The sequence below is a fragment of the Flavobacterium hiemivividum genome, assembly GCF_004349145.1.
GTDB lineage: Bacteria > Bacteroidota > Bacteroidia > Flavobacteriales > Flavobacteriaceae > Flavobacterium > Flavobacterium hiemivividum.
Map to the genome: position 1 here is coordinate 65271 of NZ_SMFO01000014.1, position 16824 is coordinate 82094.

A 16824-nucleotide genomic window follows, 5' to 3' on the forward strand; every position below is an offset into this window, starting at 1 on the left:
ATAAAATTATAAATTTAAAAATAATGAAAAAACAAATTCCAAATTCCAATTCTTATCAGATAAGTTTTAGAAAATGGAATTTATTTATATTTGTACTTAATCGGCATTATAATAGCGACTTTCGAACTCTATTCTAATTCGAAAAGTATTAAAGCACTTTAGCATTTTTAACTTTTTGATCTGTAATCGCTATTTTCAAAACCTCACTCATTTCCTTAACATAATGAAATGTAAGTCCTTGAATATATTCTTGTTTTATTTCGTCAATATCGCTTTTATTCTCGTGACAAAGGATAATTTCTTTAATATTAGCACGTTTTGCAGCCAATATTTTCTCCTTGATTCCGCCTACAGGTAAAACTTTACCTCTTAGCGTAATCTCTCCTGTCATTGCTATATTTTTCTTGACTCTTTTTTGAGTAAATAAAGAAACTAAAGAAGTCAACATGGCAATACCGGCACTTGGTCCGTCCTTTGGTGTCGCTCCTTCTGGTACGTGTAAATGAATGTTATACTTAGAGATCATCTCTGGGTTTAAGCCCAAAAGTTCAGCATTAGCCTTGATATATTCTAAAGCAATTGTCGCCGATTCTTTCATTACCGTTCCTAAATTTCCAGTAATTGTCATTGTTCCTTTACCTGGAGAAATTAAAGATTCTATAAAAAGAATATCGCCACCAACACTTGTCCAAGCTAATCCAGTTACTACTCCTGCAACATCATTGCTCTCGTATTTATCTCTCTCTAACCTTGGAATACCCAGTACTTTTATGATATCTTCATCAGTTACCTTTTTGTTATACTCTTCTTCCATCGCAACTGACTTCGCCGCATTTCTAATTACTTGCGCAATTTTAGCTTCTAATCCACGTACACCAGATTCACGAGTATACCCTTCTACAATTTTTTCCAATTGCTTTTTAGCAATTGTCAAGTCTTTAGAAGTCAGTCCATGTTCTTTCAATTGTCTTGGAAGTAAATGCTGACGTGCTATTTCAACTTTTTCCTCAATGGTGTAACCAGACATTTTTATAATCTCCATACGATCTCTTAGAGCCGGTTGAATGGTTGACATATTGTTAGAAGTCGCAATAAACATCACTTTGGACAAGTCAAATCCCATTTCTAAGAAATTGTCATAAAAAGAATTGTTTTGCTCAGGATCTAATACCTCCAGTAATGCTGATGACGGATCTCCTTGATTACTTACTGATAGCTTATCAATTTCATCGAGAACAAAAACTGGGTTTGATGTCTGAGCCTTTTTTAAACTTTGAATAATCCTTCCCGGCATCGCACCGATATAGGTTTTTCTATGTCCTCTTATTTCAGACTCATCACGCAAGCCACCAAGGGAAATGCGCACATATTCTCTACCCAAAGCTTCTGCAACTGAACGACCAATAGAGGTTTTACCCACTCCCGGAGGCCCTGTCAAACAGATAATAGGGGACTTCATATCATTTCGCAATTTTAAAACTGCCAAATGTTCTATCATTCGTTTCTTTACTTCTTCTAAACCAAAATGATCGCGGTCTAAAATTTTCTGAGCGCGTTTTAAATCAAAATTATCTTTAGAAAATTCATTCCAAGGTAACTCTAAAAACAAATCCAGATAATTTCTTTGAATTCCAAAGTCAGGCGCTTGTGGATTCATGCGACGCATCTTAGAGACTTCTTTTTCGAAATGCTTTTTGGTTTTTTCATCCCATTTTTTAGTCTTCGATTTAACCAACATTTCCTCAATTTCTTCTTCTTGTGAAGAACCACCCAACTCTTCCTGGATCGTTTTCATTTGTTGGTGCAAGAAATATTCTCTTTGTTGTTGGTCTAAATCAAAACGAACTTTAGACTGGATGTCGTTTTTTAATTCGAGCTTTTGCAACTCAATATTCATATAACGAAGTGTCTCCAATGCTCTCTCCTTCAAATCATTGATTGCTAACAAGTCTTGTTTTTCTTTTACAGACAAGTTCATATTTGAAGTTACAAAATTGATTAAGAAAGATTGGCTTTCGATATTCTTAATAGCAAATGTTGCTTCTGTCGGAATATTTGGGCTTTCTTTTATAATTTGGATTGCTATTTCTTTTACCGATTCCAGAATTGCTAAAAATTCAGTATCCGTTTTTTTAGGTCTATTTTCAGGAAAATCTTTAATAGTAGCCGATAGATAAGGATCTTCAGAAGTAACAGTATCTATTTCGAAACGTTTTTTCCCTTGAAGAATTACAGTCGTATTCCCATCAGGCATTTTTAAAACGCGTAAAATCCTAGCTACGGTACCAATTGTATGAATATCCTCTTTTGTAGGATCTTCGTCCTCTTCATTTTTTTGCGCAACAACACCAATAATTTTTCCTGCCGCATTAGCGTCATTAATAAGCTTTATGGATTTATCACGGCCAGCAGTAATTGGAATTACAACACCTGGAAATAAAACCATGTTACGTAAAGGTAAGATTGGTAAAGAATCAGGTAATTCCTCGTTTATCATTTCTTCCTCATCTTCAGGAGTCAATAATGGTATTAATTCAGCTTCTGAGTCATATTCCTGTAGTGACAGATTGTCAATAGTAAGTATTTTATGATTTGACATATTATTATTTGAGTCTTTTTGTCATTAATAAATTTCGTGCAACTAACAAATATAGAGCATCGGCAGTATAAAAGTGAATAAAACCGATATTAAACCCGATAATTCATTAGTTGGTATAAAAATGCAATCTCTGTGCCATAATAAGAAAAAGATCCAGATAAAGTTAATGCTTCCTGTAAGCTAATTCTTAAAAGACAAACATTGAATCCCATTTTATTATTGCAAATTTATTCGAAAACTATTTCGTTTCTTTTGTCTGTTTCATAAAACTTAAAACAATAAAACCCAGTAAAAAGAAAACAGCGAGAATAAAAAAGGAATTTCGCATCGAATTTGTAATTGCTGCTACAAATCCAAAAACAAAGGTTCCTACTACTATCGATATTTTTTCGGTTACATCAAAAAAGCTAAAATAGGTAGCGTGATCTTGTGTCTGCGGTAATAATTTCGAGTAGGTAGAACGAGATAAGGACTGAATCGCTCCTAAAACCATTCCTATCGTAGCTCCAAGAGCATAAAATTGAATATCTATGTAAGGACTCTTTGCATCTAGTAAGTAAGCCGCAACACAAATAAAACCCCAAATTACGATTGTAATTTTTAATGTGTTTATGTTCCCTATTTTCTCTGACAATCTCGAAAATAGGAAAGCTCCAAAAATAGCAACTACATTTATTAGTAAAACAATGATTATCAACTTACTAGTATCTATACCTAATTCTTTTTTTCCAAAAAGTCCTGCTAACAATATTACTGTTTGAACACCAATACTATATAAAAAAAATGCTGCTAAGAATTGTTTTAAAACTTTCATTCCTTTTAAACTTTCCCATACTACTTTAAGCTCTCTAAATCCTTTAAAAATATAATCCTTCTCTGGTTTTTTATGAAATACGTTATTAGGTAAATAATGGAAAGTAACCTGAGCAAATCCTATCCACCATATACCTACTGATAAGAAAGAAATACGGGCTGGTAGAGAAGCATCTGATATTCCATACATTTCCGGCATCATGACCATCGTTAGATTAAAAGCAAGCAATATTAAAGAACCTGCGTATCCTAACATAAAGCCTTTGGCACTTACTCTATCATGTTGCTCGGGAAAAGCAATTTCCGGCAAATAGGAATTATAAAAAACTATACTTCCCCAGAAACCAATACTTGCTAAAACGGTACCTAATATTCCAATCCACAAGGTGTCTTGGCCCTTAAAAAAGAATAAACTCATCACCGAGAGTGATCCCAAATAACAAAAGAATTTCATGAATCGCTTCTTATTCCCCGTATAATCTGCTATTCCAGACAAAATGGGAGACATAAAAGCAACTATTAAAAAAGAAAATGATAAAGAATAAGATAAAAGTGAGGAATTATTAAATTCAAAACCTAAAAATTGAACTACTCCATTATTATCACTCGTTACGGATTCATAATAAATAGGAAAAACCGCTGTAGCAATAACTAAACTATATACCGAGTTAGCCCAATCATAAAAAGCCCATGCATTAATCAATTTTTTATCTCCTTTTTGTAATGTGCTCATAGATTATTTTTTATACGAATTTATCTATTTTTCAATAAGAAATAGACAAAAATGTATAAATACTTCATAGCTAGAATTATTAGAAACACAAAAAGCCAATTCAAATGAATTGGCTTTTCTGTTTTGTATACTTATATTCTATTATTTATAGATCATTCCAAATTTTGCTGCTATAGCTTTAGCTTCTGGAACCATCGCTTTTAAGTTTGCAATTCTAGTAGCATCAGATGGGTGCGAACTTAAAAATTCTGGCGGAGCTTGACCGTTTGAACTTACTGCCATTCTACCCCAGAAAGAAATTGCTTCTTCAGGATTATAACCTGCAATAGCCATTAACACAAGTCCTATTTTATCAGCCTCAGTTTCATGATTTCTACCATAAGGTAACATTACTCCCACTTGAGAACCAACTCCATAAATTTGTTGCCATGTTTGTTGCGTCTCTTCACTTTTCCCTCCAGTAGCAACCGCTACTCCTACAGCTCCAAGACCCTGAAGTTGTGCTGCACTCATACGTTGTGCTCCGTGATTTGCTAGTGCATGAGAAACTTCATGTCCCATTACCGTAGCTAGACCTGCATCATCCTTAGTTACTGGTAAAATACCCGAGTAAACGACAATTTTTCCACCAGGCATACACCAAGCATTAATTTGTTTGTCATTTATTAATTTATATTCCCATTGGTAACCATTCAAATATTCTTGTTGTCCTAAAGAATTCAAATACTTTTCCGCTGCCAATTTTATTTTTGTACCTACTGATTCTACTTTTCTAGCATCAGCCGTACCCACAATAACCTTATTTTCCTTTAGAAAAGTTCCATATTCCGCAAACGAAGAAGGAAAAAGTTCGCTGTTCGAAACAAAATTTAATGTTTTCTTTCCTGTTAGTGGATTTGTTGCACATGAGAATACTAATCCCAATGTACAAATCCCTACTAATATTGAATGTTTTTTCATAATACTATATTTTATACTAACAAAAATACGACTTTAATTGAATTAGCTTTTGCAAAATTAAAATCAAATGTTTCAACATTTTTGTTTTTTATTATTCTCCAGTAATATGCAAAGTATTAAATTCTTTAGCTACAATAAGATAATTATTTTGCTCGAAATTAGCACTATCGAATGGAACCTCTTCATTATCAATTTCGATACTTTTAACCTTAAAAGGAAGTCCAATTAGATTTATCTTATACTTCGAATAATTAGTATCGTACTTCCCTTCTTTATGCAATTGTACATTAAGTTCTTTTTCTTTTCCTGTTACTCTAAAAGTCAAGAAACTATACCTTCCTTTTTTATAGTCATAACCGTCTTGCGCATCTTCGTACACCACCGACTTTTCTTTTCCTTCTTTATAATATAAATCTAAAGTCAGCTCATCAAATTCTAATTCTCCTACGTATTGTTGCACAGGATACTTTGGAATAATAGCCCCAGCTTTTACAAACACTGGAATTTCATCATAATTAGTATCCACCCAGATTTCTTTCCCGCCAGTCACTAAACTATTTGTCCAGTAATTATACCACTGTCCACGAGGAATATACATTCTTCTACCTATAGCATTAGGTTCTAAAATAGGACAAACTAAGATTTGATTTCCAAAAACAAATTCATCATTTCTATAATGCGTTTGTATGTCACTTTGGTCATAATACACTAATGGTTTAAGCATCGGAATTCCCTGTTCAATATATTGCCAAAACATAGTGTACAAGTACGGAAGCAACTGATAACGTAGGTTTACAAATTTTCTTGTAATATCGATCACTTCTTCATCAAATGCCCAAGGTTCCTGATCTCCGTGATCTCCTGAAGAATGTGTCCTACAAAAAGGATGAAAAACACCCAATTGAATCCAGCGCGTGTACAACTCTCCTGAAGGTTGTTCAGCAAAGCCACCAATATCTGATCCAGTAAAGCCCATTCCAGAAATTGACATTCTTTGCACTTGTACATTTGCAATCCACAAATGTTCCCAAGTTGCTACATTATCACCAGTCCAAGAAGAACTATAACGTTGTGCACCTGCATAAGCAGATCTTGTGATAATAAAAGGCCTCTTTGGATAAGCAAATCTTTTTACTCCATGATAAGTGGCTCTCGCCATCTGAGTTCCATAAATATTATGTGCTTTTCTATGGCTACAAGGATTTCCGTCATAATCATGACGCACATCCATTGGGAATGTTTTATTAGGAACCTCCATAACTGCAGGCTCATTCATATCATTCCACACTCCTTTTACGCCAATATCTGAAATTAATTCTTTAAATAAACCCGCCCACCATTCTCTTACTTCGGGGTTTGTATAGTCTGGAAAATTACATTCTCCTGGCCATACTTTTCCTTTCATATAAGGTCCATCAGCACGTTTACAAAAATAATCTTTCTCCAAGGCTTCTTGATATACAGAATACTCCTTGTCAATTTTAATTCCCGGATCAATGATTACGACCGTCTTAAAGCCATCCTCAGCTAACTCTGCAACCATTCTTTTTGGATCAGGAAAATATTCCTTGTTCCAAGTAAAACATCGAAATCCTTCCATGTAATCGATATCCAAATAAATGGCATCACATGGTATTTTTAATTCTCTGAATTTTGCTGTAACTTCTTTTACATTACTTTCAGGATAATAACTCCATTTGCATTGGTGATATCCCAAAGCCCACAATGGCGGCAATTCTGGCTTTCCTGTCAAATCAGTATAGCTCGTAACTACATCCTCCATTTGAGGTCCATAAATGAAATAATAATTCATCTCTCCACCTTCAGACCAGAAGCTTGTTACATTTCTTCTTTCGTGACAAAAGTCGAAAAATGTTCTAAATGTATTATCGAAAAAAATACCGTAAGCTTGTTTATTTTGTAAACCAATGTAAAAAGGAACTACCTTATATAAAGGTTCTTGATCTTTTTGAAAAGCATATTGATCTGTAGCAAAGTTTTCTAATCTTTTCCCTTTTAAGTTCATTTGGGTCGCTTTGTCACCAAGGCCATAGAAGCATTCTCCTTCTTTAGAAGCCTTACTCATTTTAACGATGTTACCGCCATACTCATAACTTTCTTCCCAATGGAAACCCAATTCATCTTCGAGCAAAACACTACCGCTTATATCAAAAATAGAAACTCTCATATCTATTTTTTGAATTTTACATACTACTTTACTAGTTTGTATTTGATAATAATCTGCTTCTTCAGTAACTTCAAGAAAGTTATATCCATGGGTATGACTTTTATCAATAGCATATGAAAAGTCATTACTGAAATATCCTTTTGTGGTGTAACGAAAGCGTATCATACTGTCTCTCAGTACGGTGATTTTTAGAACTACACTGTTATCTGTATTAAAAAAAACGGAATCAACTTCACGTTCGAAAGAAACTATTTTTGAAGGGTATAAATCACCTTTAAATTCTAATTCTGTATTTGTAATCATCTTTATATCTTATTAATTTTAAGGTCTTTATTCGCTTCCAAAACTACAAAAAAACTAAATCCTCCTTTGTAGAAAACTTCTTTATTCGCGAAATCGTTATAAATTTTAAACTAAAAAACAAACTGTATTGTTCCTTTTGAATCAATACTGTTTGTCTCTTTAAGTTTTAATTATATAAGCTGGCCAATATCTCTTTATTTTATATAATTTTAAAAATAACAACAGCTAGCGGCGGCAACGTAAGCGCTATTGAATAGTCGCGTCCGTCATATGGCGTTGCTTCTATAGTTAACTTAACAGCATTTTTTATTCCGCTACCTCCGTAAATCTTTGCGTCACTATTAAAAACTTCTTTTAGCTTCCCTTTTCTAGGAATACCTATTCTATAATTTTCACGAACCACCTGAGTAAAATTACAAACGACCACAACATCATCTTTTGCGTTGATTCCTTTTCGAATAAAGGACATCACTGCATTTTGATGGTCTGAATAATTGATCCACTCAAATCCATCTGGACTAAATTGCTTTTCGTATAATGCTGCTTCCGTTTTATAGAGTTTATTTAGATCTGTGATCAACTTTTTTACACCATCATGGTACGGATATTCATTTAGATGCCAATCAAGGCTAGTTTCGAAATTCCACTCGGCACTTTGACCAAATTCACATCCCATAAACAGTAATTTTGTTCCAGGATGCGCAAACATATAGCCATATAGCAATCTTAAATTAGCAAACTTCTGCCATTCGTCTCCAGGCATTCTGCCAAGTATAGATTTTTTTCCATAAACCACTTCATCATGGGAAAGCGGCAACATAAAATTTTCGGAAAACGCATAGGTAGATGAAAAAGTCAAATCATTTTGATGGTACTTTCTGTACACCGTATCTTTTTGAAAATATTCTAAAGTATCGTGCATCCAGCCCATCATCCATTTCATCCCAAACCCGAGTCCTCCAACAGAAGTGGGCCTAGAAACCATAGGAAATGAGGTGCTTTCTTCAGCAATTGTTTGAACCCCTTCAAAATTAGAATATACTGCCTCGTTGAACTCTTTTAAAAAACTTATCGTATCAAGATTTTCGCGACCACCATAAATATTAGGTTCCCATTCTCCATCATTTCTAGAATAATCTAAATACAACATGGAAGCTACTGCATCTACGCGAAGTGCGTCTGCATGATAATGCTGTAACCAAAATAAGGCGTTACTAATTAAAAAAGAACGCACTTCATTTCGACCATAATTAAAAACTAAACTTTTCCAGTCTGGATGATATCCTTTCTTACGATCTGGATGCTCAAAAAGATTAGAACCGTCAAAGAATCCTAATCCATGCGCGTCATCAGGAAAATGAGAAGGAACCCAATCCAGAATAACTCCTATTCCGGCCTGATGCAATTTATCTACGAGAACCATAAATTCTTGTGGCGTACCAAAGCGAGATGTAGGCGCAAAATACCCTACAAGCTGATATCCCCACGAAGGATCGTATGGATATTCCATAATAGGCATAAATTCGACATGCGTAAATCCAGTTTCTTTTACATAAGCAACTAAATCATCTGCAAATTCGAGATAAGTTAAAAAACGATTGTCTTCTGTATGGCGTTTCCAAGATCCTAAATGAACTTCATAAACAGAATATGGTTTGTCAAGTCCATTATGATCCTGACGATTTTTCATCCACTTTGTATCATCCCATTTATAATCTAGATCCCAAACTACAGATGCGGTATGCGGCGGTTTTTCGCAATAGAAAGCAAACGGATCTGCTTTTTCAGTAACAATTCCGTTGTTATTTGACTGTATTTTATATTTGTATGTAGTACCTTTTTCAACATTTGGAATAAAACCTTCCCAGATACCAGAGGAATCCCATCTTACTTGTAAAAGATGTTCTCCTTGCGTCCAGAAATTAAAATCTCCTACAACAGATACTGAATGGGCGCTTGGAGCCCAAACAGCAAAATAAACTCCTTTTACACCGTCTAATTCGATCAGATGTGCACCAAGTTTCTCATATAATCTGTAATGTTTTCCAGCTTTGAATAAGTTGATGTCAAAATCAGTAAAAAGAGAATGCGTGATAACTTTACTCATATAGTATTAGTATGATTCTAACTATTTACAATAATTAGAATATTAAAATTTTAAAAAGTGCAGTAAATGTTTAACCAATTTTATAATTATCAGGTATTACTGCTCCTTTTTTAATCACAACTATTCCATCTTTTATGGCATACAATTCATGCGAAACGTCTTCTAAATGACTGCCGCCCTTGATATAAACATCATTCCCTATTCGGCAATTTTTATCTACCAAAGCATGACTAATAAAACACCTTTCACCTATACCAACTAAATTTTTATTATTTTTTATGTCCTCATTCATATCGTCTATGCTCTGGTATAAATCATTACCCATCACATAACAATTTTCGATAATTGTACCTTCTCCTATTCTTGATCGAATACCTATCACCGATTGTTTTATTTCTTTTGCATTCAAGATACAACCTTCAGAAATCAATGATTTATCGATCAGCGTATTTTTAAATTTAGATGGCGGTAATAAACGAGGCCTAGTATAAATTTTATTATCCTGATCGAATAAATTAAACTTAGGCACATCATCTGTCAAACCAATATTAGCTTCGAAAAAGGAGTCAATATTTCCAATATCTGTCCAATATCCTTCATACTGGTAGCTTAGAATTTTTTTATTCCCTACCGCTTGTGGGATAATTTCTTTACCAAAATCCTTCGTATCCGGATTAGCCATTAATTCGATTAAGAGCTTTCGATTAAAGATATAAATACCCATTGAAGCTAAATAATCTTTTCCTTCGCTCTTCATTTGTTCACTTACATCCGACTTCCAATCTGGTAAAAGTTCTTTAGCTGGTTTTTCGATAAAGGATTCGATACAACTTTGGTTATTTGTTTTTAAAATTCCGAATTCTGGTGCGTCCTTAGCATTTACCGGTAAAGTGGCAATTGTAATATCCGCTTCATGCTTGATATGTTCTTCAATCATATCATTGAAATCCATTTGGTACAATTGATCCCCCGAAAGAATCAAAGCATAATCAAAATCATGGTTTAAAAAATGAGGCATACATTGTCGCACCGCATCCGAAGTTCCTTGAAACCAGGTTGGGTTATCAGGAGTTTGTTCTGCCGCCAAAATATCAACAAAAGCATGACTAAAAACACTAAAGTTATAGGTGTTTTTTATATGTGCATTTAAAGAAGCAGAGTTAAACTGTGTCAAGACAAACATTCTATAAATATCTGAATTCATACAGTTTGAAATAGGAATATCAACTAATCTATATTTCCCTCCTATTGGTACTGCAGGCTTAGATCTACTCACAGTCAATGGATATAATCTTGATCCTTGACCTCCTCCTAAAATTATAGCAATAACATTTTTCTTGTTAGATTTCATCCCTTTTTAATTATTAAATTATACATTTCTATATATTCTTGACATGCTTTTTCCCAAGAATGATCTGTGCTCATTCCTACTTTCCTAATCGCATTTAATTTTTTGTTGTCATTGTATAAGTTAACCGCTCTTTCGATGGAGTAACAAATATCTCCTACCGAAGATTGATCGTGACAGATTCCGTTCCCATTATCTCCAAAATCAATTACGGTGTCTTTCAAACCTCCCGTTCTTCTCACAATAGGAATTGTACCATATCTTAGTGAATACATTTGGTTTAATCCACAAGGTTCAACTCGTGATGGCATCAGTAAAAAATCAGCTCCTGCATAAATTAAATGGGCTAATTCTTCGTTGTAGCCAATAAACGTATTGTAGTTCCCTTTATAATCTACTAATAAACTATTCAACTGCTCTTCTATCTGTTGATTTCCAGAACCTAGAATAAGAATATTGATCTCCTTATAATTATTAGATAAAGCCAATGCCGATGCTTGTGGTAATAAATCTCCTCCTTTTTCTTCTAATAATCGTCCTATAAAACTAAAAAGTGGTTTCGTGGGATCTAAATTAAACAAAGCACATAAAGCCTCTTTGTTCTGTTGTTTGCCTTTTTCAAAGTTGGCAATCGAATAATTTGTTTTTAACATTTTATCCTGGGATGGATCCCATACTTCAGTATCGATTCCATTTAGTATCCCTCTTGATTTATAGCGAACCATATTAAAAAGGGACTCTAATCCATTTGCTGAAAAATTAATCTCATTTAAATAATTAGGTGAAACTGTCGTCACAGCCCAAGCGCACTTTATACCCACAGCCAATGAATTGATACAGTTATCCCATTCTAAAACATTCACGTGCGACAGATCAAATTCTGGTAAATAATGTAGCTTATCAAATCCAAATTGTCCTTGATACAAACCATTATGAATGGTAAGCATCGAAGGTGTCTTTTGTAATTTTATGTACTTGTCACAGTACAACATAATAAACGGAATTAAAGCGGTATGATGATCATGACAGTTAATTACATCTGGCATTGTATCTCGACCAATAATCCAATCTAAAGACGCTATTTGAAAAGACAAGAAGCGTTCAATATCATCCTCATGTCCGTACACTTCCTTTCTGTCGAATAATTCGGGAATTTCAACAAGATATAATTCAAACCCTAGTTTATCGGTTGTTTCCTTAAGTACATTATAGGAAAAATTGAATTTTCCCAATTTTACGAACCCCCAATGCACGCATTCAAAATTATTTTCTTTTTTAAAATTGGTGTCATAACAAGGAACAACTACTCTTGCAAGATGCCCCGCTTTATTCTGATACTTTGGCAATGCTCCTACAACATCAGCTAAACCTCCAACTTTTGCTACAGGATAACACTCTGCGCTAATATGAAATATTTCCATTTACTAATTTTAGTTATTCTTCGAATAATGTCCAAGCAACGAAAAGCCATTTTTTTATTAAGACTATTCTTTCTGCCATGTAAATACTTAAAATAGTCACCGAAACTTTATTAAATATATTACTTTTATGTTTTTCTAAATTTAGTAAAAATTTTATAAAATAAAAGCGGTCTTAAAAATTTATCGATATGACAAAAATATCCTCCATTCATACACAATCATTAAAAATCCCTAGGCCTATTCTATTTGCTAGTAAATTAATCTCTTTTATTTCGCCTAAACTTACGTTATTGTTCGCTGCTAAATTGTTTACAACACCTATAAAACATAAGATACCGAAGCGGGAGTTTGAAATGGATCAAAAAAGTAAGCAGCAAATGCTCGCAATTCCATCTATAAATAAATCGGTGAATATTTACCAATACGGCAGTGGTGACAAGAAAATTCTGCTAGTACACGGTTGGTCAGGAAGAGGAACACAATTAGTAAAAATAGCGGATGCATTTGTAAAGTCTGGCTATTCCACTGTTAGTTTTGATGCACCCGCGCATGGTAAATCAGAAGGTAATCAAACTATCATGACTGAATTTATCGCCACAATTTTAGAAATCGAAAAACAGTATGGTCCCTTTGAATCGGCTGTGGGTCATTCTCTAGGCGGTATGTCTGTGCTAAATGCCTTAAAAGATGGCCTAAAATTAAATACTGCAGTAATTATAGGAAGTGGAGATATCGTTCAAGACATTATTGACGATTTTATTGCTAAATTAGAGCTCAAATCAAATTATTCCACTAGTTTAAGACTTCATTTCGAAAAAAAATACGGGAAAAAAATGAATAATTACTCTGCCTATCAAGCAGCCAAAGACATTGAAATACCAATTTTAGTAATTCATGATAACGATGATCCTGAAGTTCCAGTAAAAGCGGGGATACATATTCATAAACATCTTATAAACGGAGAGCTAATGCTAACTAAAAACTTGGGGCACCGAAAAATTTTAGGTGATTCTGATGTCGTTAAAAGAACAGTTCAATTTGTAATCAAAGATTAATTATTAATCCAATAAAAATAAAAGCAATGAAATATCCTTTAGAAAAATCAGAAGCCCAATGGAAGGAAGAATTGGGAGAAGAAAGATACCATGTTCTTCGTGAAAAAGGAACTGAACGTCCACACACTGGCGCTTACAATTTACACTATGAAGAAGGAACTTACTGTTGTGGTGCTTGTTCAGAACCATTATTCGAAAGCAATTCAAAGTTTGACGCTCACTGCGGTTGGCCATCGTTCGACGATTCAATTCCCGGAAAAGTTAAATATATTCTGGATAAAACGCATGGTATGATACGTACCGAAATCGTTTGCGCTAATTGCGGCAGCCACTTAGGACATTTATTCAATGATGGTCCAACTGCTACTGGCCAACGGTATTGTGTGAACTCAGTCTCGGTAGATTTCAAAAAATAATAAAAATGAATTTATTCGAAAATTCAAATGATTGGGCACAAAAATTAGAACCTATCCTGAAAAAATATGAAGGGCGAAAACATCCCTTAGAATATCAAAATCTATATCAGCTTTTGGTAATGGTTGTTTTATCGGCCCAAGATTCTGATGCTAATATTAATAAAATTGCTCCAGCCCTATTCGAAGTGTATCCAAATATGGAAAGTCTGGCAATTTCTAATTTAGAAGTCTTATTTCCATATATATCTGAAGTTAAAAATTATAACACCAAAGCAAATTGGTTACTAGAAATTGCTAAAACTATTAGAAAAGACGAAAACATCCCTCTTAAAATGGAGAGTTTGACTAAACTAAAAGGCATCGGTCGCAAATCTGCCAATGTGATTTTGAGAGAACTAAAAGTCCCTGCAACTGGAATAATGGCAGATTTGCATGTCATCCGCGTAGCACCCAGAATTGGATTAATTCCAGAAACTAAAGATGGTATTAAAGTAGAAAAACAATTGATGCAAGTCTTGCCCCAGTATATTTGGGGAGAAATTGGGATGTCTATTTCATTTCTAGGGAGAGAAACTTGTCGCCCAATTCCAAAATGTCCTGAATGTACGATAAAGGAAATATGTAGTTACGACAAGCAATTTTAATATGATTTTTATAGAATCGTGTAGATCTTTAAGTGTACGTCCAAAAAATGGATTTTTTTCGTTACATAATATATAGCTATTTAAACACACTATAGACCCATTAAATAATAAAAAAATGAAAAAATATATAATTTCAGGATTAATCCTTTTCACTTTTTCGCAATGTAAAAATTTGAAAAGTACAACAGGAGTAAAACTTGAAGAAAAATTTGCCATTGCAATTCATGGCGGAGCTGGAACAATAGTACGAAAGAATATGTCTCCTGAAATGGAAGCACAATACAAAGCTACTCTCGAAGAAGCGGTCAAAGTAGGTCATGAAATACTACGAAATGGAGGTTCTAGTTTGGACGCCGTGGAAAAAACAATAAACATCATGGAGAATTCTCCTCTATTTAATGCTGGTAAAGGGGCTGTATTTACAAATGAAGGTAAGAACGAACTGGACGCTTCGATAATGGACGGAAAAACATTAAAAGCAGGTGCTATTGCGGGAGTAACTACTGTCAAAAATCCAATAAACCTGGCAAGAGCAGTCATGGAAAAATCAGAACATGTAATGTTAGTCAGAGAAGGTGCTGAGTTTTTCGCAAAAGAAAATGGTTTAGAACTTGTAAACCCCGCTTACTTCTATACTGAAAACAGGTACCAATCATTATTAAAAGCACAAGAAAAAGATAAAATCGAACTCGATCACTCGGGAGGAACTTCTTTTTATGATCCTTTTATAAAAGACAATAAATTTGGGACTGTGGGCTGTGTCGCATTAGACAAAAACGGGAACCTTGCTGCTGGAACATCCACAGGAGGAATGACAAATAAAAAATGGGGACGCGTGGGAGATGCGCCTATTATTGGCGCAGGAACTTATGCCAACAATAACACCTGTGCTGTCTCTGCTACCGGCTGGGGTGAGTTTTTTATTCGTAATGTAGTAGCATATGATATTTCAGCACTCATGGAGTACAAAGGACTATCTCTTGAAAAAGCTGCAGAAGAAGTTATTCAAAGAAAACTTACAAAATTAGGCGGCGACGGTGGAATTGTAGCTATGGATAAAGACGGAAATATATCTATGGAGTTCAACACTGCTGGGATGTATAGAGCTTTCATCGATACCAAAGGAAAAATGGAAATAGGTATTTATGAAAAATAAAAAAAGAAATTAATATAAAAAACTGAAACCAACAATACCATATAAATCCTACTGTTTTCTTTATAAAACAGTAGGATTTTAAATAAAAAATAGATCAAGAACAATACTTGGGGAGGAAATGTTGAAAAATAATTAGAAATTTGTCTATCTAACAATTAGTGATAACTTCTATAGAGCTTTTAAAATTTATGCTACCTGATTTTTTAGTTGACCACTTTGAGGTGGTTTCTGCAAACGAAACTCAGGAAATATTGCACCTATACTTTGAAGAAAAAGCTAAAGCTCCTAAAAAGTTCGATACTCTTGAATTAGTATCAAAGGGATTTGTAGATGAAATTACCATTCAGTATTTCCCTCTACGAGGTAAATTCGCCAGAAGTCGTTATATTTTGTATAAAAACAAATCTAAATGGACTCAAAACCAAACCCAAAGCGCCAAATTGTTATTCGAATTATATCCTGATATTGAAAAATCATATCAGCTATCACAAGACTTACGGAATGTTTTTGAGAATACCACCGATAAAATTTATGGTATAAGCAAATTAGCTAGATGGTATGAAAAAGGGATCAGGCTGAGTTTAAATCATTTAATACCATATCTAGATCAATACAGAATCATTACCAAACGATAATAAACTATTTTGACAACAGAAGTACCAATGCTTCCGCGGAGTCTTTCAATGCAAAAATAAAAACGTTTAGATCTGAATTTAGAGGAGTGAGGAACATAGAGTTTTTCCTTTTCAGACTAACGAATATTTATGCCTAATTTTTGCTACTCCACAGCTTTTCGTTATGATCCCTAATTTTTGCTACTCCACAGCTTTTCGTTATGATCCTATATATGAACTCTGCTTCCAAGTTTGAATCCGATTAAAAACAAAAAAGCCTATCTTTTCAGATAGGCTTTTCAAAGAAAGGCGACGACATACTCTCCCACATAACTGCAGTACCATCTGCGCAGGCGGGCTTAACTACTCTGTTCGGGATGGGAAGAGGTGAGCCCCGCCGCAATAACCACCTTAAGAGGTTATAATTGCTTTGGGCAATTATTGTAATGTTGTTTATTGTTTTATAA

At 34.1% G+C, this 16824-nt stretch carries 13 protein-coding genes and 1 rRNA gene; 6 read left to right on the forward strand and 8 right to left on the reverse strand.

Going from position 1 to position 16824, the window contains the following annotated elements; genetic code table 11:
• Window positions 1–148: 148 nt before the first annotated feature.
• From lon to E0F98_RS14510, 7 genes are all read right to left on the reverse strand, one after another.
• The gene (lon, locus tag E0F98_RS14480; RefSeq protein WP_132112726.1) at window positions 149–2599 is read right to left on the reverse strand and encodes an endopeptidase La; all 2451 of its coding nucleotides are present in this window, start codon (window positions 2597–2599) and stop codon (window positions 149–151) included.
• A gap of 238 nt (window positions 2600–2837) precedes the next feature.
• A complete protein-coding gene (locus tag E0F98_RS14485; protein ID WP_132112728.1) occupies window positions 2838–4145 on the reverse strand; it encodes an MFS transporter in 1308 nt (435 codons plus the stop codon).
• Between the two features lie 141 nt (window positions 4146–4286).
• A complete protein-coding gene (locus E0F98_RS14490) occupies window positions 4287–5105 on the reverse strand; it encodes a M48 family metallopeptidase (protein WP_132112730.1) in 819 nt (272 codons plus the stop codon).
• A 91-nt stretch (window positions 5106–5196) separates the two neighbouring features.
• The gene (locus E0F98_RS14495; protein ID WP_132112732.1) at window positions 5197–7596 is read right to left on the reverse strand and encodes a glycoside hydrolase family 31 protein; all 2400 of its coding nucleotides are present in this window, start codon (window positions 7594–7596) and stop codon (window positions 5197–5199) included.
• A 199-nt stretch (window positions 7597–7795) separates the two neighbouring features.
• Window positions 7796–9703 (reverse strand): 1,4-alpha-glucan branching protein GlgB, encoded by a 1908-nt coding sequence (glgB, locus tag E0F98_RS14500; protein ID WP_132112734.1) that lies wholly within the window; start codon window positions 9701–9703, stop codon window positions 7796–7798.
• A 70-nt stretch (window positions 9704–9773) separates the two neighbouring features.
• Window positions 9774–11054 (reverse strand): glucose-1-phosphate adenylyltransferase, encoded by a 1281-nt coding sequence (locus E0F98_RS14505; RefSeq protein WP_132112736.1) that lies wholly within the window; start codon window positions 11052–11054, stop codon window positions 9774–9776.
• Entirely contained in the window at window positions 11051–12472 is a 1422-nt protein-coding gene (locus E0F98_RS14510; protein ID WP_132112738.1) for a glycogen synthase, read from the reverse strand. Before E0F98_RS14510 ends, E0F98_RS14505 begins: the two co-directional genes overlap by 4 nt.
• Before the next feature lie 188 nt (window positions 12473–12660).
• Between E0F98_RS14510 and E0F98_RS14515 the strand changes: the two genes are divergently transcribed.
• The 6 genes from E0F98_RS14515 to E0F98_RS16265 all read left to right on the forward strand — a co-directional run bounded on the left by E0F98_RS14515 (window position 12661) and on the right by E0F98_RS16265 (window position 16515).
• Window positions 12661–13527: an alpha/beta hydrolase gene (locus E0F98_RS14515; protein ID WP_132112740.1), complete on the forward strand. Its 867-nt coding sequence runs from the start codon at window positions 12661–12663 to the stop codon at window positions 13525–13527.
• Window positions 13528–13553: 26 nt separating this feature from the next.
• Window positions 13554–13943: a peptide-methionine (R)-S-oxide reductase MsrB gene (gene msrB, locus E0F98_RS14520; protein WP_132112742.1), complete on the forward strand. Its 390-nt coding sequence runs from the start codon at window positions 13554–13556 to the stop codon at window positions 13941–13943.
• Window positions 13944–13948: 5 nt separating this feature from the next.
• Complete coding sequence (locus E0F98_RS14525; RefSeq protein WP_132112744.1) at window positions 13949–14587, forward strand: endonuclease III domain-containing protein; 639 nt, start codon at window positions 13949–13951, stop codon at window positions 14585–14587.
• Window positions 14588–14702: 115 nt separating this feature from the next.
• Window positions 14703–15743, forward strand: coding sequence for an isoaspartyl peptidase/L-asparaginase family protein (locus E0F98_RS14530; protein WP_132112746.1), 1041 nt, complete (start codon window positions 14703–14705; stop codon window positions 15741–15743).
• Between the two features lie 188 nt (window positions 15744–15931).
• A complete protein-coding gene (locus E0F98_RS16130) occupies window positions 15932–16378 on the forward strand; it encodes an ISAon1 family transposase N-terminal region protein (protein WP_207917111.1) in 447 nt (148 codons plus the stop codon).
• Complete coding sequence (locus E0F98_RS16265) at window positions 16375–16515, forward strand: transposase (RefSeq protein ID WP_262709004.1); 141 nt, start codon at window positions 16375–16377, stop codon at window positions 16513–16515. The genes E0F98_RS16130 and E0F98_RS16265 overlap by 4 nt, the downstream gene beginning before the upstream one ends.
• Before the next feature lie 146 nt (window positions 16516–16661).
• Here E0F98_RS16265 and rrf read toward each other — a convergent pair.
• Window positions 16662–16771: ribosomal RNA gene (gene rrf, locus E0F98_RS14540) — 5S ribosomal RNA — on the reverse strand.
• Between the last annotated feature and the right edge of the window lie 53 nt (window positions 16772–16824).